The organism is Bradyrhizobium sp. USDA 4011, assembly GCF_054063415.1.
Genome location: NZ_JBSSGG010000001.1, coordinates 4,930,209 through 4,955,213 on the forward strand (window position 1 = coordinate 4,930,209; position 25,005 = coordinate 4,955,213).

Genomic DNA, 25,005 nt, shown 5'->3' on the forward strand with positions numbered 1-25,005 from the left:
ATGGATATCGATCTTCCCGAGGTGGTTGCCGAAGTGACGGCGCAGTTCCAGCGCTACGAGAAGGCGCTGGTGTCGAACGACGTCGCGGTGCTCGACGAGCTGTTCCACAACGACAGCCGCACGCTGCGCTACGGCATCGGCGAGAACCTCTATGGCTACGCCGAGATCACAGCGTTTCGCGCCGGGCGCTCGCCGGTTGGCCTGATGCGCCGGATCGACCGCACCGTGATCACGACCTATGGCTGCGACACCGCGATCGCCTCGACGCTGTTCTATCGGGACAGCGCGCCCGGGCGGGTGGGGCGGCAGATGCAGACATGGATTCGCTTCGCCGAGGGCTGGAGAATCGTCGCCGCCCATGTCAGCGTCATTGATGAAACAAAGGGCGCTTGAACCAGGATGATTGAAGGGGCGCTTCAGCCATGAGCCTGGACGATCTTCCGACCCGCGCGCCGCAGCCGCAGGGCACCGAGCCGGAGCCGCTGGTGCGGCGTGTCGATCGCGCGTCGTCGCTGGTCGACAAGACGACCCGCGCCGAAGAACTCCGGCTGCAACTCGCCGACGAGATCGTGCGCGGCACGCTGCCGCCGGGCGCCGGGCTCGATGAAACCGATCTGGCGCGCCGCTTCAAGGTCTCGCGCACGCCGGTGCGCGAGGCGCTGCGGCAGCTCGCCGCCAGCGGCCTGATCGACGCGCGCGCGCATCGTGGCGCGGTGGTGGCGCGGCCCTCGCTCGAGCGGCTCACCGGCATGTTCGAGGCGATGGCCGAGCTCGAGGCGATGTGCGCCGGCCTTGCCGCCGAGCGGATGACGCCGGCGGAGCGCCACGCGCTGGAGGCGGTCCACGAGGAGCTGCGGGTGCTGAGCTACACCGGCAATCCCGAGCGCTTCCACGAGGTCAATGAGCGCTTCCACAACGCGATCTACGCCGGATCGCAGAATGCCTATATCGCCGAGATCACCCTGGCGACACGGGTGCGCGTGCAGCCGTTCCGCCGCGCCCAGTTCCGCAACCTCGGGCGGCTGGCAAAATCCCACGCCGAGCACGACCGCGTCGTCGTCGCAATCCTGCGCGGCGACAAGCCAGGCGCCGCCGCCGCGATGCGCGCCCATATCGAGCAGGTGCGCGGGGAATATGAGACCTACGCAGTGTCGGTGTAGGTCCTGCTACCTCGCCCCCTTGCGGGGAGAGGTCGGATCGCATCGAAGATGCGATCCGGGTGAGGGGGTACAGGTCTATCGACAAGCAGTGCTCGCCGAGAGAAGCCCCTCACCCCAACCCTCTCCCCGCAGGAGCGGGGCGAGGGAGCGCGCTGCCGCTGCTGCTAGGCCTTCGCCCTCTCCGCCATGAACGCCCGCCAGCCGCCATAGGCCGAGATATCCTTCGCGCCGGCGATCGCGGCGGGCTCGACGATAAAGCCTTTGGCCTGTCGTCCGTCGGCGAGTCTGATCGTGCCGATCGAGAGCGGCGGCGGGATCGCGGCGACGAATTTTCCGAACGCGGCCGGCGACATCGCCCACAGCTCGAGCTTGATCGCATGACCCGCGCCCGCCTCGATGCGCAGCATGCCTGGCTTCGGTGGCGTGGTGTCGAGCGCGTAGAGTCTGTAGTCCGCTGCGGTGACCGTCTCTTCCAGCAGGCGCGCATCGAGCGTGGTCAGTTCACGATTCAGCGCCATGCCGGAGAGATGCGCACCGACCACCGCGATCGTGATTTCGTCGGCGCCGGCCTGCGCCGGCACTGCGGCCAGCGGCGGCTGCGGCACCGCCTTGGCGCCGAGCGCCAGTCCGGTGTCGGCATGGAACACGCGGCCGATGCCGGCAAGCGCCGCGTCGCGGCCGGCGGGAGCGAGCAGCGTGATGCCGAACGGCGCGCCGTCAGGCCGCATCGCCGCCGGCAGCGCCAGGCCGCACAGATCGAGCAGGTTGACGAAATTGGTGTAGGTGCCGAGCCGCGAATTGAGCTCGATCGGGTTGGCCAGCACGTCAGCGGTGGAATAGACCGTCGGTGCCGTCGGCAGCACGATCGCATCGCACTGTGCGAAGGTGCGCTCGGCGACGCGGCGCAGCGCCTGGAGGCGATAGAGCGCGGAGAAGGTATCCGCCGCGGTGGGCCGCGCGCCGCCGATCGTGATCTCGCGCGTCACCGGATGGATCGCGTCCGGCGACGACGCCAGGAGGTCGCGGATCACGAGATAGCGCTCGGCGACCCATGGGCCCTCGTAAAGCAACCGCGCGGTCTCGTAGAACGGCTCGAGGTCGAATTCGATGAGTTCGGCGCCGAGCGACTGCCAGCGCTTGCAGGCTTCGCCATAGGCTTTCTCGGCCTCGCGATCGCCGAAGAAGATCAATTGGCCGCTCTTGGGAATGCCGAGCTTCAGCTTGGAAGGAATGGCCGCTAGCGGTGACAGCGGCCGGTCGCGCGAGAACGGATCGGCTTCATCCGGCCCGGCCATCACGGCAAGCGCGGCCAATGCGTCGTCGACGGTGAGCGAGAAGATTGAGATGCAGTCGAGCGTGCGGCAGGCCGGCACCAGCCCCGCGTTCGAGATCAGCCCGAGGCTCGGCTTGAGCCCGACGATGTTGTTGAGCATCGCCGGCACGCGGCCGCTGCCCGCGGTGTCGGTGCCGAGCGACAGCGGCACGAGACCGGCGGAGACAGCGACCGCGGAGCCCGAGCTCGATCCACCCGGCACCAGATCATCGCGCACCGGGTTTTTGGGAATGCCGTAGGGGGAGCGCACGCCGACCAGGCCGGTGGCGAACTGGTCGAGGTTGGTTTTGCCGATGATGATGGCGCCGGCCGCGCGCAGTCTGGCGACTGCCGTGGAGTCCTGCGCGGGCATGTAGGAGAATGCCGGGCAGGCGGCCGTGGTCGGTAGCCCCGCGACGTCGATATTGTCCTTCACCGCGACCGGCACGCCGTAGAGCGGCAGCGTCGGATCTGTGAGCCGCGCGGCCTCGGCGAGCGCGTCTCTCTCGTCGCGCAGGGTGATGAAGATGGCGGGATCATTGTGCTCGCGGATGCGCTGGTAGCTGCGCGCCACCGTTTGTGCCGGCGTCATGGTCCCGGCGCGGTGTGCGGCAACGATCGCGGCGACAGTTTCAGTCACGTGGTTGGCCTCGTCTCTGGCGCGGTGAGGCATGGGATGCCCGCCGCGAGGGAATTGCAGCCGGATCGAAGCAAGCAATGTGCCATTGTGTACAATTTACCTGCGCCCGCGGCGCGACAGATTATTGCACAATATCAGTTGCTTGAAATGGTCGCGGGGAGCTGACGCGGGCTCGCTTGAGAGCGCGTCTGCTCAATTCTAAGGCAAGCGTGACCAAGTCGAAATCCGGTCGCTCGATCAGGTGAAGCAGGCGAGGATCTGCAGCAGTTGCTGGCGGTTCTCCTTGCCGATCTTCTCGGCGACATGCCGCTCGTGCTCGGCGGCAAGCCGCTTGAACTGGGCCAGCGCGCTCTTGCCGCGCGCGGTCAGATGCAGCGCGTGGGAGCGGCGGTCGGTGGCGGATGGGATCCGGCTGACGAAGTCGCGTTCTTCCAGGCTGTCGAGCAGGTGCACCAGGCGCGCGCGCTCGATCCCGAGCCGCTTCGCGACCGCCATCTGGCTCAGGCCCGGATTGGCCCCGATCACGGTCATGACCGAATATTGGGTCGGACGGATATCGACGGTTGCCAGCGTCTTGATGAAGTCCTGGAAGATCCAGAGCTGGAAGCGCCGCACCGCATAGCCGGCGTGGCCGACCAGCGCGTCGAGACCGATGTCGTCATTGGCGTCACCGCCATGCGCCCGGCCATTCGCCGCGCGCGTCCGGGGGCGGCGGATTGCCGCTTTCGTTCCTGTCGCCTTGCGCGACGGCTGTTGCTTGCTCGCCATGCCCAAGGCTAGCGCGCCCGAGACGGGAGGGAAAGATTGTTGTTGACGACAACAATTGATGTCCGCGACATTATGGCAAAGAGCCCGGCCGGGACCGCGATGTCGCACCATGTTGCGGCGCGATCCCGAAAAGACACGGGCGAGGAGGAAACCATGACGACGGCCGCCGCCAGCGGAGACGATCCGCACCGCCTGTTCGCGACGCCTGCGATTGTTGCCGATATCAGGGACGACGGCAGCATCCTGGTCCGCTCCACCACGCCGCTGAAAGCAAGCGCCCGCTGCGTCGGCGACTGGCTGGAGCACTGGGCACAGCAGGCGCCGGATCGCATCTTCCTCGGCGAACGCGCCAGCGCCGAAGCGCCCTGGAGCACCGTTAGCTATCGCGATGCGCTCGGAATCGTGCGGCGGGCCGCGTCGTGGATCCTGGCGCAAGGGCTGAGCACGGAGCGGCCGCTGGTCATCCTCGCCGACAACGGCATCGACCACGCGCTGTTCGCGCTTGCCGCCCAGCATGTCGGCGTGCCTTCGGCTGCGATCTCGCCGGCCTATTCCTTGATGTCGAAAGATTTCGACAAGCTGAAGAGCATGATCGCGCTGCTCGATCCCGGCGCGATCTATGTCACAGGCACAACGCCGTTCGCGGCGGCGCTGACCGCGATCCGGCCGCTGCATCGCGCAACCACCGTCAGCGGCAATCCCGACGATACCGATGCGCTGCTATTCCGATCCATTGTCGCGACGCCGGAAGCATCAGAGGTCGCCAAGGCCTTTGCCGCGGTGACGCCGGACACGATCGCAAAATTCCTGTTCACCTCGGGATCGACAGGCACGCCGAAAGCCGTGATCAACACCCAGCGCATGCTGACCTCGAGCCAGCAGGCCAAGGCGCAGACCTGGACGTTCCTGGAGCAGGTTGGCGAGGAACTGATCATCCTGGACTGGCTGCCCTGGAGTCACACCTTCGGCGCCAACCACAATTTCAATCTGGTGCTGCGCAACGGCGGCACGCTCTATATCGACGGCGGCAAGCCGGCGCCCGGCCTGTTCGCAACCTCGCTCGCCAATCTGCGCAGCGTGGTACCGACGGTCTATTTCAACGTGCCGCGCGGCTTCGACATGCTGATCGCGGCGCTCCGCACCGACGAGGAACTATGCCGCAAGTTCTTTGCGGGCACCAAGTTCGCCTTCTATGCCGGCGCGGCGCTGCCGCAGAATTTGTGGGACGCGCTGGAGGAATTGTCGCTGCAGACGATCGGCCGCAGGCTGCCGATGGTGTCGGCCTGGGGATCGACCGAGACCTCGCCGCTGGCGACCGACTGCCACTTCCTCGCCAGACGCTCCGGCAATATCGGCGTGCCGATCCCCGGCACCGAGCTGAAACTCGTGCCCTCGGGCGACAAGCTCGAGGTGCGTGTGCGCGGGCCCAATGTCACGCCGGGTTACTGGAAGGCGCCCGAACTCACCCGAGAGGCCTTCGATGACGAGGGCTTCTACAAGATCGGCGACGCCGTCACCTTTGCCGATCCCGACCGGCCCGATCTTGGCCTGTTCTTCGACGGCCGCGTGGCGGAGGACTTCAAGCTCAATTCCGGCACCTGGGTCAGCGTCGGCACCCTGCGCGTCGCCGGCATCGCGGCGCTGGCTCCGCTCGCGCAAGATATCGTCGTCGCGGGCCACGGCCGCGACGAGGTCCGTTTCCTGGTGTTCCCGAACCTCGCCGCCTGCCGTTCGCTTGCGGGACTGCCCGAGAGCGCCGGCGCGCAGGAGGTCATCGGCCATCCGGCGGTCCGTTCCGCGATCGGGCAAGGGCTGGCACGGCTGAAGGCGCAGGGCGGCCATTCTTCCGGCCATGCCACCCGCGCGCTGCTGCTCGCCGAGCCCGCCTCGGTCGATGGCGGAGAGATCACCGACAAGGGCTACATCAACCAGCGCGCCGTGCTGACGCGCCGCACCGCAGCGGTGGCGGTGCTGGAAGACGACGCCTCGTCCGAGCCGATCGCCTGTGCCTGCCCGTGACATGATTTGTACCGGCGCGGAGTTGGGAGGACGCCACGTCCTCCGCCGTCGTCCCTGCGAAAGCAGGGACCCATACTCCGCGGCCGACGTTGTGTATAAACGTCGTCGTTCCGCTGGTGTGCAATAATCAGCATTGGTGGTTGATGGTGTGGACGGCCCCCTACGGCATCAGTGTGCCAGAATGAGGTTGTTGCAAATCTCAGACATGGGAGCCGTCCGTGAACCAGATTATCCGCATTGGGATGGATACGTCGAAGCATATTTTTGTGCTGCATGGGGTTGATGCGTCCGAGCAGCCGGTCTTACGCAAGAAGCTTTCGCGCAAACTCGTGCTGGAGTTCTTCGCCAAATTGCCGCCGACGGTGATCGGGATGGAGGCCTGCGGGGCGTCGCAATATTGGGCGCGAGAGCTTTCCAGGCTGGGCCATGAGGTGAAGCTGATGGCACCGCAATTGGTGAAGCCCTACGTGATGCGGAACAAGAATGACGGGCGAGACGCAGAAGGCCTGTGTGAGGCGATGAGCCGGCCGAGCATGCGCTTTGTGCCGGTGAAAAGCGCCGAGCAGCAGGCTGCGCTGATGCTGATGGGGGTCCGCGACGGACTGATCGCCCGGCGCACCCAATTGACCAACACGATCCGCGGCCATGCGGCGGAGTATGGCCTGATCGCGCCCAAGGGGCTGGAGGCGATCGAACCGCTGCTGGCGCGGATCGCGCAGGACGAGACGCTTCCCGCTCTGGCGCGCGAGCTGTTTGCCATGCTGGGCCGGGAGTGCGTCAGGCTCGAGGACGAGTTGGAGGCGGTTGAGGCCAAGCTGATGGCCTGGCACCGCGGCGATGCCACGGGCCGGCGCCTGGCGCAGATTCCGTCGATCGGTCCGATCATTGCAACGATGCTGGTGATGAAGACACCTGATCCGGCCGCGTTCCGCTCAGGTCGTCACTTTGCGGCTTGGCTCGGCCTCACGCCCAAGGACCACTCCACCGCAGGCAAGACCAGGCTTGGCAAGATCACGCGGGCGGGCGATGAGGACCTGCGCCGTCTGCTGGTCGTCGGGGCCACGGCGGTGATCCAGCAGGCCAGGCGCGGACGCGGTCATCACTCGCGCTGGCTACTGGCGCTGATCAAGCGCAAGCCGCCGAAGCTTGCGGCCGTAGCGCTTGCCAACAAGGTGGCGCGCATCGCCTGGAAGCTGATGGTGACGGGTGAGAGTTATGACGCCGCACGGCTGAATGCCGCTACGACGGGTACCGCTTAACAGATTGGCCGGCCGGCGGGCTCGCTCGCCGACCGACCGACCGGAGCTGCAAGAGCAGATGGAGCGATCGATCGAGCAACGATGCGAGACAATCCGTGGGACCCATCGGCCGTCAACAGGTCGCGTGGTTGTTTGGAACTCGCATCGCGCAAACCATCTTGGCCAGCGATTCATTCGATCGCACTCAACAGGCCGGACATATGGATGCAAGCGATCCGATCAATCCCAGAAAGCTCTTGTGCCACGGGGGCCGTCCACATATGGGTCCCGGCTCGGAGGCCGGGACGACACCGAGTTTGTGACACGTTTGGCGGGCCATTCACTTGAGCCGTCTGCTCCGGTTCCTTGGGGCCTTGCTCCGCGGGGGTTCGTATTCTTAGTTGCTATGGCAACTAAGCTGTGCGAGTTTCCGCACCCATAGGGACAGGGCCGGTCAACGGTCACGCTTTTGGGAGGACGATGTTGCGCAGCACGGCGCGAACGGCACGCATGGACACGCGGACAAATAACGTGGTGGCACAGGGCGCCGCCCGCGGCGTCGCCGCACGGTCAGTTCGTGCTTGGCCCGGTCACGGCGCCGATATTCTCATGCAGCCGGCGCAACAGGTCGATCAGCACCTCGCGCTCGTCCTTTTTCAGGCAAGACAGCAGCCGCCGCTCGCGCTCCAGCGCCGCGACGATGACCTTGTCGTGGATGGCGCGGCCGCGCGCGGTCAGGGTGATCGAATGGGTGCGGCCGTCATCCGGCGCGGTGCGGATGGTCAAGAGGCCGCGCTTCTGCAGCGCCGCGAGGTTGCGGCTGACCGGGCCCTTGTCGAAGCCGATCACCTGGCAGATCCGGGAGGCGGGAATGCCCGGCTCGATCGCCAGCTGCGAGATGATTCGCCACTCGGTGACGTTGACGCCGAAATTCTTCTGGTAAAATGCGGTGGCACTGTTCGACAGCTTGTTGCCGATGAAGGTGATGAACGCCGGCACATAGCGATTGAGGTCCAGCAGCGGGCCATCGGTGGCATCTGCGGGATCGGCCGGTCTTGGCCGGCGGGGCTTTCGGGGGAGGGGCTGGCTACTCATTTCCCAAATCATCGCTGCGAAACTGTTCGGGAGCAAGTGACATGCGGCCCGTGTTGACAAGTTCAAACCTCGGGAGGTCCCGATGACTGCAACAGAAGGTGCATCCGTCCCGCATCTCGACGTCGATCCGTTCGCGCTCGAATTCTTCGCCGATCCGTTCCCGACCCATGAGCGGCTGCGCGAGGCCGGGCCGGTGGTCTATCTCGACAAGTGGAATGTGTATGGCGTGGCGCGCTATGCCGAGGTCCATGCGGTGCTGAACGATCCCGAGACGTTCTGCTCCAGCCGCGGCGTCGGCCTTAGCGACTTCTCCAAGGAGAAGCCGTGGCGGCCGCCGAGCCTGATCCTGGAGGCGGACCCGCCGGCGCACACCCGCACCCGCACGGTGCTGAGCACGGTGCTGTCCGCGACCGTGATGAAGCAGCTTCGCGGGCGATTTGCCGCGGCCGCGGAGGCCCGGGTCGACGCGCTGCTGGAGAAGCGCAGGTTCGACGCGATCGAGGATCTGGCGGAGGCCTATCCGCTGTCGATCTTCCCGGATGCGCTGGGCTTGCGGCCGGAGGGCCGCGAGCATCTGCTGCCTTACGCAAGCCTGGTGTTCAACGCCTTCGGGCCGCCGAACGAGTTGCGCAAGCAGGCGATCGAGCGCTCTGCGCCGCACCAGGCCTATATCGCCGAACAGTGCCAACGCGACAATCTCACCCCGGGTGGCATCGGCGCCTGCATCCACGCCCATGTCGATAGCGGTGCCATTACTGCGACCGAAGCGCCGCTGCTGGTGCGCTCGTTGCTATCGGCCGGTCTCGACACGACCGTCAACGGCATCGGCGCCGCCGTCTTCTGCCTTGCCCGCTTCCCCGACCAGTTCCAGAAACTCCGCGGCGATCCGACGCTGGCGCGCAACGCCTTCGAGGAAGCGGTGCGGTTCGAAAGCCCGGTCCAGACCTTCTTCCGCACCACGACCCGCGACGTCGAGCTCAGCGGGGCCAGCATCCCCGAAGGCGAGAAGGTGCTGATGTTCCTGGCTGCGGCCAATCGTGATCCGCGCCGTTGGGAAGCGCCCGATAGCTACGACATCACGCGTCGCACGTCGGGTCATGTCGGCTACGGTTCGGGCATCCATATGTGTGTCGGCCAACTCGTCGCCCGCCTCGAAGGCGAAGTGATGATGGCGGCGCTGGCGCGTCGTGTCGCCAGGATCGAAATGTCAGGCGAGCCGAAGCGCCTGTTCAACAACACGCTGCGCGGGCTGAGCAGCCTGCCGATCGAGATCACACCGGCCTGACGAGAAGTTCAATCCCGGCAAAAAAGGCCGGTTGAGGAAACATGAGAGGGGAGACGATGCGGGGCTTTGGGGTTGGGCGATTTGGGATTGGACTTGCGCTGGCACTGGCCTGCGCCGCCGGCAGCGCACGCGCGGAGATTTCCGACAATGTCGTGCGCGTCGGCGTGCTCAACGATATTTCCGGCATCTTCCAGGACACCAACGGCATGGGCTCGGTGGAGGCCGCGCGCATGGCGGCGGAGGATTTCAACGGCGGCGGCAAGGGCATCAAGGTCGAGATCGTCTATGCCGATCATCAGAACAAGGCCGATGTGGGATCCGCGATCGCGCGCAAATGGCTCGATGTCGAGGGTGTCGACGCCATCGTCGACGTGCCGAACTCGGCGGTCGGCCTTGCGATCAACACCGTGCTGCGCGACAGCCGGATGACGTTCCTGGCGTCGTCGACCGCAAGCTCCGATCTCACCGGCAAGGCCTGCTCGCCCAACACCATTCAATGGGTCAACGACGCCTGGGCGACCGGCAACACCACCGCGGCCGCGATGATGCAGCGTGGCGGCAAGGACTGGTATTTTGTGACCGTCGACTACGCCCTCGGCAAGGGCATTGAAGCCGAGGCGACCAACTACATCGAGAAGCACGGCGGCAAGGTGCTGGGATCGAGCAAGCATCCGCTCGGCACCTCCGACTTCGCGTCCTTCCTGCTGCAGGCGCAGAACTCGAAAGCAAAGGTGATCGGGCTCGCCAATGCCGGCGGCGACACCATCAACGCGGTGAAGCAGGCGGCCGAGTTCGGCATCCAGCAGGGCGGCCAGACCATGGTGGCGTTCCTGCTGTTCGTGAACGATGTCCACGGCATGGGCCTGAAGGTCGCGCAGGGCCTGCAGCTGCTTGAGGCCTTCTATTGGGACATGAACGACGACACCCGCGCGTTCGCAAAGCGCTTTGCCGCGCGGCCCGGCATGAACGGCAAGATGCCGAGCGGCAACCAGGCCGGCGTCTATGCCTCGACGCTCGCCTATCTTAACGCGGTCGCCGCCACCGGCAGCGACGACGCCAAGGTCGTGGTGCCGCAGATGAAGACCTTCAAGGGCAAGGACAGACTGTTCGGCGAGACCACGATCCGCCAGGACGGCCGCGTCATCCACCCGATGTACCTGTTCGAGGTGAAGAAGCCCGAGGAGTCGAAATACCCCTACGACTATTACAAGCTGATCGCGACCATCCCGGCCGAGCAGGCGTTCCGCCCGCTGGCCGATGGCGGGTGCTCGCTGGTGAAATAAAGGACGGCTGCCGCCCGCGTCTCTGTTCGCCTCGCCCCGCTTGCGGGGAGAGGCCGACGCGCTCGAAGAGCGCGGCGGGTGAGGGGGACTCTCCGCGAATTGCGTTCGTGGATGGAACCCCTCACCCCAACACTCTCCCCGTAAGAACGGGGAGAGGGAGAAGAAACTATGCCGCTTTCGGGCTCGCCACCTTCACCCGCCCCAGCATCTCGGCCGCCGTCATCACATGCGCGGTCGAGAACGCGAGGATCGTCAGCGTGGCGCGATGCACCTCTTCGGCGGACAGGGCGCCCTGGCCGACGTCGGGATAGTCGAACGTGCCCGTCGCGTCCGACAGGAAGACGACCTTGTAATTGTGGAACATGGCGTCGCGCGCGGTGGCGTGGCAGCAGTTCTCGGTGGTCGTTCCCGAAATGATAACCGTTGTGATGCCCCATTCGCGCAGGATGAGGTCGAGATCGGTGGCGAAGAACGCGCTGTAGCGGTGCTTCTTGATGACATGCTCGCCCGGTGCGGGTGCCAGGTCATTGAAGATTTCGACGCCCGCGGTGCCGTCGACCAGCGACGAGCGGTCGGCGATCGGCGCGTAGAGATCGTCATAGAGCCCCATATCGCTGCCGTCGCGGCGATGCACATGGGCGGTGTAGATGACGCGGATGCCCTTGTCGCGGCAGGCCTTCAGGGTCTGCGCCAGCCTCGGCACCATGGCGGCGGCCTGCGCCGACCGCAGCTTGGCGCCCTCGGCCACGAAATCGTTCTGCATGTCGACAACGATCATGACGGTTCGCGCCGGGTCGATGATTTCGCACTGGTAGCCCATGTGGTGTCTCCTGTCCTGTCGGAGATATTTTCTACCTCCGTCGCGGCGGCGGTTCTTGGCTGCGCCGGCCAGTCGCTGGACTCTGCTTGCCAGAAACGGGGGCTGGACGCAGTATATCCCCCTGCCGGGTTGGGCGGGAGCAAGGTCCGATGCAGACCCCAGATCATCCAGTCATCGCGCAAACGCTTGTTGCGCCGGGTGACAGTTTCGACCGCTGGCATTACGTCACCTGCCGCGAATTCTCGCTGACCGAATGCCGCCGCGTCGCCGATGAGGCGTTTGCCGCGTCGATCTCGATCCGCAATTTCGGCCCGCTTGCGATCAACGACATCTGGTCGTCGACGCCGGCCGCCGACCGCATTCGGGTGATGCGCAGTGCGAGCGACGTCCGTCGCGACCCGCGCGATTATTTCATGCTGTGGCTCACGCTGCGCGGCGAGGTCAGCTTCGCACAGGGCGGCCGCGAGGTGTGCATGCGCCGGGGCGATCTCATGCTGCATGACCAGGCGCAGCCGTTCACGCTCGAGTTCGCCCCGGCCGCGCGTTCGATCATGGTGTCGATCCCGCGGCCGCTGCTGCTCGCGCGGCTGCCGGATGCGCAGCGGCTGACGGCACGGCGGGTCGGCAACGCGTCGAAAGTGGGCGCGCTGGCGGGATCGTTGATCCGCCGGCTGACGCGGCTCGATGACGACGCCGGGCCTGCGGCGATAAAGCTTGGCGCCTCAATGCTCGATATTTTCGCGACGACGCTCCAGACCGAACTAACGGACGATGTGCCGCGGCGCGGCGACGAACGGCTGGCACGGGTCAAGGCCTACATTCTGGCCCATCTCGACGATCCCGAGCTCGATCTCGATACGATCGCCACGGCGCAGAACATGGCGCCGCGCACGCTCAATCGCCTGTTCGCGCGCGAGGGCACGACGCCGATCCGCTGGCTCTGGCAGCAGCGCCTCGCGGGCGCCTATCAGGCATTGGCTGAGCGGCGCTTCAGCCATGTCACCGATGCGGCGCTCAGCTTCGGCTTCAGCGACGTCTCGCATTTCAGCCGCGCCTTCAAGGCCGCGTTCGGCCGCTCGCCGCATCAGGTGATGGGGTGACGCGCGGGGCGACTTCCCGTCACGGCGCGCAAACGAAACTCGCCGCCGCGGTGACCGGTCCTGCCTTGTAGTGCGGCCAGGCCGGCCAGCGGCACAAGGGCAGCGCGCGGAGGGTGTCGAAGGCCGGCGCCTCGGTCTTCTGCTCGCGCACTTCGAGATCGCCGGGCGCCGTGCCGTTCTCGACCCAGTCGACCAGCACGGCCAGCATGTCGACATTGGCGGGTGCGCCGGAGCCGACATGGTCGACGCCGGGCGCAGTGTAGAGCCGGGCGAACTCCGCGACCTTGTCCTTGCCGAGCGTCTTCTCGACATTCTCGAAGTAGCGGATCCCGGCATAGGGGCTTTGCGCGTAGTCGGCCATGTGCTCGAGGATCACGAGCTTGCCGCCGTGGGCGTGGAAGCGCGTGAGGTCCGGATCGGTGGAATCCATCAGCGCGGAGACTTCCAGTACGCGCGCCTTGTGGTCCTCGGGTTTGTAGGTCGTGACGTCGAGCTTCGGATCGCGGGCGAAGACATATTGAATGCCGCCGGCGCCGTAGATCCAGGCGATGCCATTGGTCGGAGCCGGTGGCTGCGCCGGCGCCGTGCTGCCGAGCCACCAGGCCTTCCAGCCGCCGGTCGGGCCGAACGCCGGCGTGTTCTCGCCCGACACGCCCCAGCCCGGATAGTCGTCGAGGCCGTTGGCGAGCGGGAACGAGAATTTGTACGGCGCATGCAGCGTTTCGATCGCGGCGACCTGCTTGTCGGTCAGGCAGTCGTCGCCGCTGTGGCCCGCGGCGCATGCCAGCGTGGCCGGCTTGAACCTGGCCTTGCAGCCGATTGGATCCTGCACCAGTGCGTCATCGGAGCCGTCCTGCGTGTCGCAGGCTTTCAGCACGGCGTCGGCCACGAGCTTGACCTGGGCCGGCCTGATCCAGCCCTCGCCCATCGTCACGAGGCCGGAGCGGGTGCCGGCATGCTGCAACCCGACCCAGTTGATCACCGGAACGCGCGCGAAGATGCCGTCGAAATCGTCGGGATAGCGCTGCGCCATGGTCAGCGCTTCACGGCCGCCCTCGGACGATCCCATGAAATACATCTTCGCCGGCGGCTTGCCGTAGGCGCGGACCGTCAGCGCCCGCGCGGCGTCGCGCACCTTCTTGTAGGCCTTGTGCGAGAAATTCTCGAACGCCTCGTCGTTGAGCGCGAACAGCTGCGGCGGCTCGCCGGGCTTCTGCTCGTGGCCGGAGTCGGTGCCGACGGTCACGAAGCCGAGCGCCAGCGGCGAGGCCTTGTCGAATGGATAGGCCGGCGGCAGGCCGAGGCCTGATACCAGCACGCCGTTGAAGCCGCCGCCGCCATATTGCAGCGAGCGGCCGTTCCACTCGATGGGCAAGTTGACCTCGAATTTGATCGGTGGCGCCGTGGGATCGGCGGGATCGATATGGCCGAGCACCTTGCAGAAGGCGGGATTGGCCGGGATGATCCGCGCCGCCGGCGTCGGCGCCTTGTCGGCGACCGAGAGCGGCGTCGGCGGCTGCAGCGTTGCCGTGTCGATCTTGACGGCGCCGTCGGCCAGGCCGGCAAGCCCGCTACAGGTCGCGGCGGGGGCGCCGGTCATTTTGATGTCGGCGGTCTCTGCCCATGCTCCGGCCGTCGGCGTGACAAGCCAGGCCGCGAGCGCGATCGCAGGCGCATCGATCCGCATCGTTTTCCTCCCGTATGATCGTTGCTACGGCAAGTATTTCACGCGCGGCATCGGCGCACAATGGTGGCAATAGTCGGGTGAGCGGTCAGTCGCCCAATTCGTTTCGGGTCGCGCGAAGAATGTCGTCCGACAGCTTGGGGTCGCTCACGGCGCGGGCGAGTACCAGTGCTCCGACCAGGGAGGCCATGGTCGCGAGCGCCTTCTCCTCGCGCTGCCGTGGCCTCAGGCCGGACTGCATTCGCCGGCTCAGCAGGGACATCATGCCGCGCACTCCGGCCGTGAACCGCTCTCTGACGGCCATGCCTTGGCGCGGGATCTCACAACATAACGCTGCGAAAGGGCAGCCGCTTCCCGGTTGGTCGCGATGCGCCGGCGACAGGTATTCCGAGACATAGTCGCCGAGCGCAGCTTCCTCGGACACATCCCGTCCCTTGGAAGCGATCGCGTGAGTCACGGCTTCCTCGACAAGCCGTTCCTTTGAGCCGAACTGACTGTACAGGCTGCCGTGAGTCATCCCGGCCGCCTCGGTCAGCGCGTCGACACTGGCGCCGGAGATGCCGTGCTCCCGCATGAGGCGGGAGGCTGCCTCGAGAATCCGTTCGCGGTTTTGGGCCGCCTTTTCTTTTGAAACGCGCATGACGCAGATCCCTTTCCCCGGGCCTTGACAATTATAATAGCGATCGTCATTTATATCAATAGTTACGATCGTAATCAAAGCGGATCGAGATCCGCCGGCGTCATCGGAGAAGCTCATGAATGGCATCGGACCAAAGATTGCCCTCGTCACGGGCGCCTCGTCAGGCATCGGAGAGGCCGTCGCCCAACGGCTCGCTGAAGCCGGCTACGAGGTCTACGGCACCAGCCGACGAGGAGCCAGGCCAGGCAAGCGATCGTTCGAGATGCTGCCGCTCGACGTGACCAGCGATGAATCGGTGGAAGCCGCTGTCAGCGAAGTGATGCGGCGCGACGGTCGCATCGACCTGTTGGTGAACAACGCCGGCTTCGGCGTCGCGCCCGCCGGCGCGGAGGAGAGTTCGATAGAGCAGGCCCGCTCGATCTTCGAGACCAATTTCTTCGGATTGATCCGGATGACGCGCGCCGTTGTGCCTCACATGCGACGCCAAGAGAGCGGCCGCATCGTCAATATCGGCTCCGTGCTGGGCTTCCTGCCGATGCCCTATGGCGCGCTCTATGCCGCAACCAAGCACGCGGTGGAGGGCTATTCGGAATCGCTCGACCATGAGCTGCGCACGAGGGGCATCCGCGTCTCGGTGATCGAGCCGGCATACATGCGGACGTCGTTCGACGCGAACTTCATGGAGGCGGATGCCAAGCTCGACGAGTACCGGGAGGCTCGTACGGGCATGAACAAGAGGCTGGGCGAGGTGATGGCAACGGCCGAGCAGCCCAGCGTCGTGGCGGACACCGTGCTGAAGGCCGCCAATGCGCCGCACCCGAAACTGCGATACGCGGCCGGCAAGCTTGCGAACCGTCTGCGCCTGCTGCGCCGATTTGCGCCCCAAGGCCTGGTGGATGCCGGGATTCGAAAGGACCTCCGGCTCGATGTGCCGGCGGCATCGCAGCCCAACCGCACTGCGCGGGCTTTCTGATCGCTGAAGCGTCGCCTCCTGCCACCGCCATGGAGCTTAGAACCGAGAGCAAAATGAGAGCACTTGTCTTCAAGCGCTACGGCAAGCCGGATCAGGTGGCGATTGTCGATATCCCTCGGCCGACGCCGAAGCCGAACGAAATTCTGGTTCAGGTTCACGCCGCTGGCTTGAACCCGATCGACAACATGATTCCGAAGGGGACGTTCAAGCCCATCCTTCGATTTCGACTGCCGGCCACGCTGGGCAGCGATCTGGCGGGCGTTGTCGTCGAAGTCGGAAGCCGCGTGACTCGCTTCAAGCCGGGCGACGCCGTCTTCGCCAGCATCTTCGATCTCGGAACGGGCGCGCTCGCCGAATTTGCGCGCGTGCCGGAGGATGCCGCCGCGCTCAAGCCGCCAAATCTGGACTTCGTGCAGGCCGCATCGATCCCGATGGTCGGCCTGACGTCTTGGCAGGCGCTCAAGCAGCGTGCCCGTCTCAAGCCCGGCCAGAAGGTGTTTATCCCCGCGGGCGCCGGCGGCATCGGAACCTTCGCGATCCAACTTGCGAAGTACCTCGGAGCGATGGTTGCGACGACCACGAGCACGGGGAATGTGGATCTGGTCCGGAGCCTCGGTGCGGACGAAGTGATCGACTACAAGAAACGGCAATTCGAGGAGGTGCTGCAGCACTACGACGCCGTGCTGGGCACGGTCAGGGGCGATGCGATCGAGAAATCGCTTCGGATTTTGAAGCCTGGCAGCATCGTTGCTTCGCTCGTCGGCCCACCAGACGCTGCGTTCGCTCAAGCCCGCGGGATGAACTACTTCATGGTGTTCCTGTTCGGATTGCTGAGCCGTAAAATCATTCGCCGCGCCAGGAGGCGCGGCGTCGCATATTCGTTCCTGTTCGTGCATCCCGACGGTAGGCAACTTGCCGAAATCGGCGAGCTGCTCAAGGCGGGGCGCATCCGGCCGGTGATCGACAGGATATTTCCGTTCGAACAGGCCAAGCAGGCGCTCGCATATCTCGAAACGGGCCGAGCCAAGGGCAAGGTGGTTGTTCAGATGATGTGATGCTACTGCGCGACCTTGCTGCTGCCCTGCGTGATCAGCCGTGCGGCGCGCTGGTCGCGGGTGTGGATCCAGAGCCAGTTCATCGCCACCGCAATCCGATGGCGCACGCCGATCAGGAAGTAGATGTGGGCGAGGCCCCAAATCCACCATGCCAGCGAGCCGCGCAGCTTGAGCCAGCCGAAATCGATCACCGCCTTCTTCTTGCCGATCTGCGCGAGGCTGCCGGCATGCTTGTAGCGGAACGGCGGCAGCGTCTTGCCGTCGAGCCGGGCCTTGATCAATGCGGCGACGTAGCGTCCTTCCTGTTTGGCGGCCGGTGCGATGCCGGGCACCGGATTGCCGTCGGGGCCCTTGATCGTGACGGTGTCGCCGACGGCGAAGATGTCGGGATGACCGGGCACGGTCAGATCCGGCTCGACCTGCAGCCGATGGGCGCGGTCGGCCGGCGCGTTCAGCCATTCGGCGGCGCGCGAGGCGCGCACGCCGGCGGCCCAGACGATGGTGCGCGCCTCCAGCCTCTTGCCGCCGAACACGACGCCGTCGGCCGAGCATTCGGTGACCGGCTCGCCCAGCATCACCTCGACGCCGAGTTTCTCCAGCGACGCTTGCGCATAGGCCGAGAGATCGTCGGGAAATCCTGCCAGCACGCGCGGGCCGGCCTCGATCAACACCACGCGCGCCTTGCGCGTGTCGATGTGACGGAAGTCTTGCGGCAGCGTATCCTTGGCGAGGTCGGCGATGGTGCCGGCCATCTCGACGCCGGTCGGCCCCGCGCCGATGATGACGAAGGTCAGCAGCGCCGCACGCTTGCCCGGATCGGTCTCGCGCTCGGCGCGTTCGAAGGCGACCAGGATGCGCCGCCTGAGCGTCGTGGCGTCCTCCAGCGTCTTCAGGCCGGGCGCGAACGGCTCCCATTCGTCATGGCCGAAATAGGCGTGACGCGCGCCGGTGGCGAGGATCAGCGTGTCATAGGGAATGCTGGCGCCATCGTCGAGCTGCACTTGCTTCGCTGCCGCGTCGACGCCGCAGACATTGGCGAACAGCGTCGTCACCTCGGGCCGGTCGCGCAGGAGATAGCGGATCGGCCAGGCGATCTCGCTGGTGGCAAGCGATGCGGTCGCGACCTGGTAGAGCAGCGGCTGGAACAGATGGTGGTTGCGGCGGTCGATCAGCGTGATCTCGACCGGCGCGCCCGCTAGACCGAAGGCGGCTTCCAGTCCGCCGAAGCCGGCGCCGACGATCACCACGCGATGAGGTTTGGCCGGCGCTTGCGTCATCTGATGTCGCCCTCGGTTTCGAACGGCTTCGTCATTTGATTATGTAGTCATTCGCGGTCTCATTCCAACACGAAATGCCCGATCGCCCGATAGCAAAGCCCAATCGCGGCAAGCCTGACGCATCCTGCCGCGCGGCCGTGGCGACAACTCGTCGCCGCATCGGCAGGAACATCCCCGCGACGGCTCCCGCGAATGACAGCGTTGCCGCAAGGCTCATCGCCGCAGCGAATCCGTTTGCGAAATGTCCGGATGAATCGGCCGAGCCATTCGCGGAAAAACTTGCCACCAGCGCCGCGATGCCGAACATGCCGCCGAGGAAGCGGCCCATGTTGAACACGCCCGACGCCTTGCCCATCTCGCTGACGGCGACCGCGCTCAGCACCGCGTTCTGCGCGGCCGGCATCGCCATCGATACGCCGACGCCGGCGAGCACCAGTGGTGCGACCAGCGCGGAGTAGGGCATCGACGGGGTGACGATCTCGCCGATCCAGCCGAGCCCGATCGCCTGCATCAGGAGGCCAGTGACGACAAGGGTGCGTTCGCCGAACCGGTTGACCACGGCGCCGGCGATCGGTGCTGTGACGAACAGCGTCGCCGTCCACGGCAACAGCCGCAGCCCGGCACCGAAGGCGTCGAAGCCGAGCGCGATCTGCAGGAATTGCGGCAGCAGGAACAGCACGCCATACATCGTGGCATAGAACAGCACGCTTGCGGCGATGCCGGCCGCGAACGGTCTGGCCGCGAACAGCCGCATCGGCACCATCGGGCTGGCCGCGCGCAGCTCCCACAGTACGAACATTGCTGCCAGCGCGGCGCCGGCGATCAGGGCGCCCGTCACTTCCGCGCTCGCCCATCCGGCGCTGTTGCCGCGCAACAGGCCCCAGACCAGCGCCAGCGCCGCGAGCGCGACCAGCGACAGTCCGGTGATGTCGAGCGGCGCAGCCGGACCAAAACTTTCGCGCAGGCGCGCCAGCACGAGGGCAATCGCGACGAGGCCGATCGGCAGGTTGATCCAGAAGATCCAGCGCCAGCCGAGATGTTCGGTTATGAAGCCGCCGATCGCGGGTCCGATGATCAGCGCGCATCCGGTGATGCCGCTGAAAATGCCGAGCGCGCGGGCGCGCTCCTCGCGGCCGAACGCGCCGCTCAGGATCGCCATCGCCAGCGGCATCACCAGCGCCGCACCTGCGCCCTGCAGGGCGCGCGCGGCGATCAGTGCCGCGGCATCGCCGGCCAGCGCGCAGGCCGCGGAGGCCACGACGAACAGGCCGATCCCGGCCGCGAACATCCTGCGCCGACCAAAACGGTCGCCGAGCGCCGCGCCGGTCAGGAGCAGCACCGCGAAAGTCAGATTGAAGGCGTTGACGGTCCATTGCAGCGTCTCCACGGCGCTGCCGAAATCGGCGCGGATGGTGGCGAAGGCGGTGGTCATGATCATGGCGTCCAGCGCCATCATGAAGGATGCCAGCGCGGTGAGGCCGAGCACCCAGCGCTGCTCGTTGCGCTCTCGAGGGGTCTGCATGGTCGTTCTCCGTTGGCGTGCCGCTGGGGTGCGGCGCGCTCGGCGACAAGACGATCCGGGATGGGCAAAGGATTCGGCAAAGAATTATTTTTGCCGGACCGCATCCTTTCGCCGCCGGCGAACGTCCTTGGGTATGACGCGGCCTGTTCGGGCCGCAGAACCAGGCCAAGGAGGCTGCGATGAGACGGACCCTGATCAGGTACAAGACCAAGCCGGAAATGGCGGAGAAGAATGCGGCGCTGGTTGCGGCCGTGTTCGCCGAGCTGAAGGCGGCCAACCCGGATGGCGTGCGCTATCTGACCCTGCGGCTGGAGGACGACACCTTCATCCATATGGTCGAGACCGCCGCCGATGACGGCTCGAGCCCGATTCCGAAGCTGGCGGCTTTCCAGGCCTTCCAGGACGGCATCCGCGATCGTTGCGCCGAGCCGCCGCTGGTTCGCAGTGCTGTGATTGTCGGAAACTATCGTATGCTGGATGCGCCGTGAACCGGCGGGCCTTGAACCGACTTGCCTTGAAGCGATCTGGCGGAGCCATCATGACGTCACCACCCCAGGCGCCGGCCGCGACCGATGTCGAGGCGCTGCTGGCGGCGATGCGGCCAAGGCTGCATCGCTACTGCGCCCGCATGGTCGGATCGGTCATCGACGGCGAGGATGTGCTGCAGGACGCGCTGATCAAGGCGATGGAAGCCTTCGCGCCCTCGGCCCCGATCCAGCACCCGGAAGCCTGGCTGTTCCGGATCGCGCACAACACCGCGCTCGATTTCCTCAGGCGGCGCGACCGCCAGGACGCGCTGCACGCAGCGGAGGAGGTGGACATGATGGCCGGAGAGCTTGACGACGTCAGCCGCCGTGAGATCGCAGCAAGCAGCCTGCGCACCTTCATGCGGCTGCCGGCCGCGCAGCGCTCCAGCGTGATCCTGATGGACGTGCTCGGCTGCTCGTTGCAGGAGGTCTGCGGCATCATGGATTTCAGCCTGCCTGCGGTGAAGGCCGCACTGCATCGCGGACGCACCCAACTGCGTCAATTCGCCCGCGAGCCCGACGATGCGCCACGGCCCGGCCTGTCGCCGGCTGATCGTCTCAGGCTGAACGCCTATGTCGGCCGCTTCAACGCCCGCGACTTCGATGCCATCCGCGCCATGATCGCCGATGACATCAGGCTCGAGCTCGTCAACAAGACGCGGCTCAACGGCAAGGCCGAGGTGTCGCGCTACTTCGGCAATTATTCGAAGATCGACGACTGGCACCTGGTGACCGGACAGGTCGAGGGCCGTCCCGCGATCCTGGTGTTCGATCCGAACGCACAGGGCGCTCCGCCGAGGTCGTTCATGCTGCTCGACTGGTCGGCCGACAAGGTCGCTACGATCCGGGATTTCCGCCACGCGCCCTATGCGATCGACGACGCCGAATGGGCGGTGGATCAAGGGTGAACGGTCGCGGCTGAGCCTGGGCTCAGTGACCGTGCCGCAAACTCCGTGTCGTCCCGGCCTCCGAGCCGGGACCCATATGTGGACGGCCCCCGTGGCACAAGAGCTTTCTGGGATTGATCGGATCGCTTGCATCCATATGTCCGGCCTGTTGAGTGCGATCGAATGAATCGCTGGCCAAGATGGTTTGCGCGATGCGAGTTCCAAACAACCACGCGACCTGTTGACGGCCGATGGGTCCCACGGATTGTCTCGCATCGTTGCTCGATCGATCGCTCCATCTGCTCTTGCAGCTCCGGTCGGTCGGTCGGCGAGCGAGCCCGCCGGCCGGCCAATCTGTTAAGCGGTACCCGTCGTAGCGGCATTCAGCCGTGCGGCGTCATAACTCTCACCCGTCACCATCAGCTTCCAGGCGATGCGCGCCACCTTGTTGGCAAGCGCTACGGCCGCAAGCTTCGGCGGCTTGCGCTTGATCAGCGCCAGTAGCCAGCGCGAGTGATGACCGCGTCCGCGCCTGGCCTGCTGGATCACCGCCGTGGCCCCGACGACCAGCAGACGGCGCAGGTCCTCATCGCCCGCCCGCGTGATCTTGCCAAGCCTGGTCTTGCCTGCGGTGGAGTGGTCCTTGGGCGTGAGGCCGAGCCAAGCCGCAAAGTGACGACCTGAGCGGAACGCGGCCGGATCAGGTGTCTTCATCACCAGCATCGTTGCAATGATCGGACCGATCGACGGAATCTGCGCCAGGCGCCGGCCCGTGGCATCGCCGCGGTGCCAGGCCATCAGCTTGGCCTCAACCGCCTCCAACTCGTCCTCGAGCCTGACGCACTCCCGGCCCAGCATGGCAAACAGCTCGCGCGCCAGAGCGGGAAGCGTCTCGTCCTGCGCGATCCGCGCCAGCAGCGGTTCGATCGCCTCCAGCCCCTTGGGCGCGATCAGGCCATACTCCGCCGCATGGCCGCGGATCGTGTTGGTCAATTGGGTGCGCCGGGCGATCAGTCCGTCGCGGACCCCCATCAGCATCAGCGCAGCCTGCTGCTCGGCGCTTTTCACCGGCACAAAGCGCATGCTCGGCCGGCTCATCGCCTCACACAGGCCTTCTGCGTCTCGCCCGTCATTCTTGTTCCGCATCACGTAGGGCTTCACCAATTGCGGTGCCATCAGCTTCACCTCATGGCCCAGCCTGGAAAGCTCTCGCGCCCAATATTGCGACGCCCCGCAGGCCTCCATCCCGATCACCGTCGGCGGCAATTTGGCGAAGAACTCCAGCACGAGTTTGCGCGAAAGCTTCTTGCGTAAGACCGGCTGCTCGGACGCATCAACCCCATGCAGCACAAAAATATGCTTCGACGTATCCATCCCAATGCGGATAATCTGGTTCACGGACGGCTCCCATGTCTGAGATTTGCAACAACCTCATTCTGGCACACTGATGCCGTAGGGGGCCGTCCACACCATCAACCACGAATGACAGTCGGTGCGCGATGCTGGGGCAGCAGCTAGCTTCGACAACACAGGACGGTGGTTATGGGTCCCTGCTTTCGCAGGGACGACGGTAGAGTGTGAGGCCGCTAGCGCGTCTTGCCGCCGAACTCGCCATTGGCGATGCGCGCGATGCGGCTGGTTGGTGTGGCCGGCGCGCTGCTCCTGCTCCAGAAGCCATCCGATCCGCCGCCTGTATCGCGCGGCTGCGCTGGCGGCTCATCATCGGCATAACCGCTCGGCCAGAACAGGAGGGCGATCGTCAGCCCGAGATTGACAAAGGCACCCACGGCGGTCGCTCGATGCCTGGCGCCGATCGCCCATGCCGGAAACTTCTGGGCGATTAACCCGTCGATGATCGTAAATGCGATCCAGCCGACGACCACGACGACCGGATCCCATCCGATGTCGCGGATGCGCATGCAGTGCAGCGTGAACGAGGCCACAATGAAGATGCCGGCGACTGCGAGAACGGGCCAGCCCAGTTGCTCCAGCGTCAGCGGCGCACCGTAGCGGACCTTCTGATAGGCTTGGCTCGCGATGCCCATGCACATCACTGTCACCGCGATGCCAAGGGCGATCGAGGCGAGAAAATAGTGCAGCCGGCCGATCCGGGCGTTTAAACCGAACAGAAATCCCAACATGGTGATGCGTTCCTCTCGGCTGAGGCTCGCGCGGCACTACTTTCCGGACCATGAACGCGCCGGGTTCGCCGACTGCGGTGGTTTCCGGTTGCTTGACCGGATGTGTCAATTCCGCTGTACCGCCCAAAGGGAGAGACGCGCCCTGCGACAATCGTTGCCTACGCAACCGGCATTATATTTCTTGCAATGGTTGATTTGGACGAATTATGATGCAAGGCGCTGGGGTATGCGCCGAAGGTTCTAATCGAGTGCTGTCGGTTCATGCTTGCTGCACACTTGCGATATCGCGCACAAAACACGTCACAGAACGGCGCGCGCAAAGCGTGACCCCCGGGCCCTCGTGATCGAGCCTGGCGGGATCTTTGGTTGAGGAGGGGAGTGAAATATGAAAAAGGCATTTTGGCTGGCAGGCGCCATGGCCCTGGCGCTCGCGCAGCCCGCGACGGCGGCTGACAGCGTGAAGATCGGCTTTGTCTCGACCTTCAGCGGTCCGACCGCCGTGATCGGCAACGACATGCGCAATTCGTTCGAGCTCGCACTCGACCATCTTGGCCGCAAGATCGACGGCAAGCCGGTCGAGGTGATCTACGAGGACGACCAGCAGAAGCCGGACGTAGGCAAGCAGAAGACCGAGAAGCTGGTGCAGTCCGACAAGGTCGACTTCATCGTCGGCTACATCTGGTCGAACGTGCTGCTGGCGTCGCTGAAGACCGCGGTCGATTCGAAAACCTTCCTGATCTCGGCCAATGCCGGTCCGTCGCAGCTCGCCGGCGAATTGTGCTCGCCTTACGTGTTCTCGACCTCCTGGCAGAACGACCAGACGCCCGCCGCGATGGGCCTCTACATGAACCAGAAGGGCGTCAAGTCGGTGTTCCTGATCGGCCCGAACTACGCCGCCGGCAAGGACATGCTCGCGGGCGTGAAGAGCACCTTCAAGGGCAAGGTGGTCGGCGAGGAATATACGGTGTGGCCGAGCCAGCTCGACTTCTCGGCCGAACTGACCAAGGCGCGCAACTCGGGCGCGGAGTCGATCTTCGTATTCTATCCGGGTGCGGCCGGCGTCCAGTTCCTGAACCAGTACGCCCAGGCCGGCATCAAGGCGCAGATCCCGCTCTACACCGCCTTCACGGTCGACGAATTGTCGCTGCCGCTGCAGAAGGACAACGCGATCGGCATTCCCGGCGCGCAGGAATGGGTCAACGACCTGCCGAACGCCGAGAACAAGAAGTTCGTCGAGGACTATCGCAAGAAGTATCCCGGCCTGCGCCCGACCTATTACGGCGCCCAGGCCTATGACGCCGCCCAGCTGATCAATAGCGCCGTCGTCGCAGTGAAGGGCGACCTCACCAAGAAGGACGCCTTGAAGGCGGAGATGGAGAAGGCCAACTTCAAGTCGCTGCGCGGCCCGTTCAAGTATGGCAACAACCACATCCCGATCCAGAACTTCTACCTGCAGGACGTGGTCAAGGACGCCGACGGCCAGCTCTCGCTGAAGACGGTCGCGACCATCGTCAAGGACGACCAGGACAAATTCCACGACAAGTGCCCGATGAAGTGATTCTTAGGGCAATCCTGGCCC

General features: G+C 65.5%; 22 protein-coding genes. 12 read left to right on the forward strand and 10 right to left on the reverse strand.

Going from position 1 to position 25,005, the window contains the following annotated elements; all coding sequences use genetic code 11:
- The gene (gene hpxZ, locus ACVW1C_RS23100; protein WP_456760377.1) at positions 1–393 is read left to right on the forward strand and encodes an oxalurate catabolism protein HpxZ; all 393 of its coding nucleotides are present in this window, start codon (positions 1–3) and stop codon (positions 391–393) included.
- Positions 394–422: 29 nt separating this feature from the next.
- A complete protein-coding gene (locus ACVW1C_RS23105; RefSeq protein WP_456760378.1) occupies positions 423–1,160 on the forward strand; it encodes a GntR family transcriptional regulator in 738 nt (245 codons plus the stop codon).
- Between the two features lie 164 nt (positions 1,161–1,324).
- On the opposite strand, the gene atzF is transcribed toward ACVW1C_RS23105, so the two are convergent.
- Together atzF and ACVW1C_RS23115 are read right to left on the reverse strand one after the other, a co-directional pair.
- The gene (atzF, locus tag ACVW1C_RS23110; RefSeq protein WP_456760379.1) at positions 1,325–3,145 is read right to left on the reverse strand and encodes an allophanate hydrolase; all 1,821 of its coding nucleotides are present in this window, start codon (positions 3,143–3,145) and stop codon (positions 1,325–1,327) included.
- Between the two features lie 204 nt (positions 3,146–3,349).
- Positions 3,350–3,880: a MarR family winged helix-turn-helix transcriptional regulator gene (locus ACVW1C_RS23115; protein WP_456760380.1), complete on the reverse strand. Its 531-nt coding sequence runs from the start codon at positions 3,878–3,880 to the stop codon at positions 3,350–3,352.
- Between the two features lie 153 nt (positions 3,881–4,033).
- On the opposite strand from ACVW1C_RS23115, the gene ACVW1C_RS23120 reads away from it, so the two are divergent.
- Together ACVW1C_RS23120 and ACVW1C_RS23125 are read left to right on the forward strand one after the other, a co-directional pair.
- On the forward strand, positions 4,034–5,899 hold the full coding sequence (locus ACVW1C_RS23120; protein WP_456760381.1) for a feruloyl-CoA synthase: 1,866 nt from the start codon (positions 4,034–4,036) through the stop codon (positions 5,897–5,899).
- 218 nt (positions 5,900–6,117) lie between these two features.
- On the forward strand, positions 6,118–7,158 hold the full coding sequence (locus tag ACVW1C_RS23125) for an IS110 family RNA-guided transposase (protein ID WP_456759367.1): 1,041 nt from the start codon (positions 6,118–6,120) through the stop codon (positions 7,156–7,158).
- Positions 7,159–7,707: 549 nt separating this feature from the next.
- On the opposite strand, the gene ACVW1C_RS23130 is transcribed toward ACVW1C_RS23125, so the two are convergent.
- Positions 7,708–8,232 (reverse strand): MarR family winged helix-turn-helix transcriptional regulator, encoded by a 525-nt coding sequence (locus ACVW1C_RS23130; RefSeq protein WP_456760382.1) that lies wholly within the window; start codon positions 8,230–8,232, stop codon positions 7,708–7,710.
- 82 nt (positions 8,233–8,314) lie between these two features.
- Between ACVW1C_RS23130 and ACVW1C_RS23135 the strand changes: the two genes are divergently transcribed.
- Positions 8,315–9,517, forward strand: coding sequence for a cytochrome P450 (locus ACVW1C_RS23135; RefSeq protein WP_456760383.1), 1,203 nt, complete (start codon positions 8,315–8,317; stop codon positions 9,515–9,517).
- Positions 9,518–9,573: 56 nt separating this feature from the next.
- Positions 9,574–10,800, forward strand: a complete 1,227-nt coding sequence (locus tag ACVW1C_RS23140) for an ABC transporter substrate-binding protein (RefSeq protein WP_456763147.1) — start codon at positions 9,574–9,576, stop codon at positions 10,798–10,800.
- 166 nt (positions 10,801–10,966) lie between these two features.
- Here ACVW1C_RS23140 and ACVW1C_RS23145 read toward each other — a convergent pair whose 3' ends face one another.
- On the reverse strand, positions 10,967–11,620 hold the full coding sequence (locus ACVW1C_RS23145; protein WP_456760384.1) for an isochorismatase family protein: 654 nt from the start codon (positions 11,618–11,620) through the stop codon (positions 10,967–10,969).
- 149 nt (positions 11,621–11,769) lie between these two features.
- Here ACVW1C_RS23145 and ACVW1C_RS23150 point away from each other — a divergent pair, with 149 nt between their 5' ends.
- Positions 11,770–12,720: an AraC-like ligand-binding domain-containing protein gene (locus ACVW1C_RS23150; RefSeq protein ID WP_456760385.1), complete on the forward strand. Its 951-nt coding sequence runs from the start codon at positions 11,770–11,772 to the stop codon at positions 12,718–12,720.
- A 19-nt stretch (positions 12,721–12,739) separates the two neighbouring features.
- On the opposite strand, the gene ACVW1C_RS23155 is transcribed toward ACVW1C_RS23150, so the two are convergent.
- Positions 12,740–14,320, reverse strand: coding sequence for a tannase/feruloyl esterase family alpha/beta hydrolase (locus ACVW1C_RS23155; RefSeq protein WP_456763148.1), 1,581 nt, complete (start codon positions 14,318–14,320; stop codon positions 12,740–12,742).
- A 172-nt stretch (positions 14,321–14,492) separates the two neighbouring features.
- On the reverse strand, positions 14,493–15,044 hold the full coding sequence (locus ACVW1C_RS23160; protein ID WP_456760386.1) for a TetR/AcrR family transcriptional regulator: 552 nt from the start codon (positions 15,042–15,044) through the stop codon (positions 14,493–14,495).
- Between the two features lie 115 nt (positions 15,045–15,159).
- On the opposite strand from ACVW1C_RS23160, the gene ACVW1C_RS23165 reads away from it, so the two are divergent.
- Together ACVW1C_RS23165 and ACVW1C_RS23170 are read left to right on the forward strand one after the other, a co-directional pair.
- Positions 15,160–16,017, forward strand: coding sequence for an oxidoreductase (locus ACVW1C_RS23165; RefSeq protein WP_456760387.1), 858 nt, complete (start codon positions 15,160–15,162; stop codon positions 16,015–16,017).
- 53 nt (positions 16,018–16,070) lie between these two features.
- Complete coding sequence (locus ACVW1C_RS23170; protein ID WP_456763149.1) at positions 16,071–17,072, forward strand: NADP-dependent oxidoreductase; 1,002 nt, start codon at positions 16,071–16,073, stop codon at positions 17,070–17,072.
- A gap of 2 nt (positions 17,073–17,074) precedes the next feature.
- Here ACVW1C_RS23170 and ACVW1C_RS23175 read toward each other — a convergent pair whose 3' ends face one another.
- Both ACVW1C_RS23175 and ACVW1C_RS23180 read right to left on the reverse strand, forming a co-directional pair.
- Entirely contained in the window at positions 17,075–18,349 is a 1,275-nt protein-coding gene (locus ACVW1C_RS23175) for an NAD(P)/FAD-dependent oxidoreductase (protein WP_456760388.1), read from the reverse strand.
- 31 nt (positions 18,350–18,380) lie between these two features.
- Positions 18,381–19,871 (reverse strand): MFS transporter, encoded by a 1,491-nt coding sequence (locus ACVW1C_RS23180; RefSeq protein WP_456760389.1) that lies wholly within the window; start codon positions 19,869–19,871, stop codon positions 18,381–18,383.
- A 179-nt stretch (positions 19,872–20,050) separates the two neighbouring features.
- Between ACVW1C_RS23180 and ACVW1C_RS23185 the strand changes: the two genes are divergently transcribed.
- Both ACVW1C_RS23185 and ACVW1C_RS23190 read left to right on the forward strand, forming a co-directional pair.
- Positions 20,051–20,359: a hypothetical protein gene (locus ACVW1C_RS23185; RefSeq protein WP_092122972.1), complete on the forward strand. Its 309-nt coding sequence runs from the start codon at positions 20,051–20,053 to the stop codon at positions 20,357–20,359.
- A gap of 50 nt (positions 20,360–20,409) precedes the next feature.
- Positions 20,410–21,306, forward strand: coding sequence for a sigma-70 family RNA polymerase sigma factor (locus ACVW1C_RS23190; protein WP_456760390.1), 897 nt, complete (start codon positions 20,410–20,412; stop codon positions 21,304–21,306).
- Between the two features lie 336 nt (positions 21,307–21,642).
- Here ACVW1C_RS23190 and ACVW1C_RS23195 read toward each other — a convergent pair whose 3' ends face one another.
- Positions 21,643–22,683 (reverse strand): IS110 family RNA-guided transposase, encoded by a 1,041-nt coding sequence (locus ACVW1C_RS23195; protein ID WP_456759367.1) that lies wholly within the window; start codon positions 22,681–22,683, stop codon positions 21,643–21,645.
- A 188-nt stretch (positions 22,684–22,871) separates the two neighbouring features.
- A complete protein-coding gene (locus tag ACVW1C_RS23200; protein WP_456760391.1) occupies positions 22,872–23,426 on the reverse strand; it encodes a DUF805 domain-containing protein in 555 nt (184 codons plus the stop codon).
- A 385-nt stretch (positions 23,427–23,811) separates the two neighbouring features.
- On the opposite strand from ACVW1C_RS23200, the gene ACVW1C_RS23205 reads away from it, so the two are divergent.
- On the forward strand, positions 23,812–24,984 hold the full coding sequence (locus ACVW1C_RS23205) for an ABC transporter substrate-binding protein (RefSeq protein WP_456760392.1): 1,173 nt from the start codon (positions 23,812–23,814) through the stop codon (positions 24,982–24,984).
- The last annotated feature ends 21 nt before the right edge of the window (positions 24,985–25,005 follow it).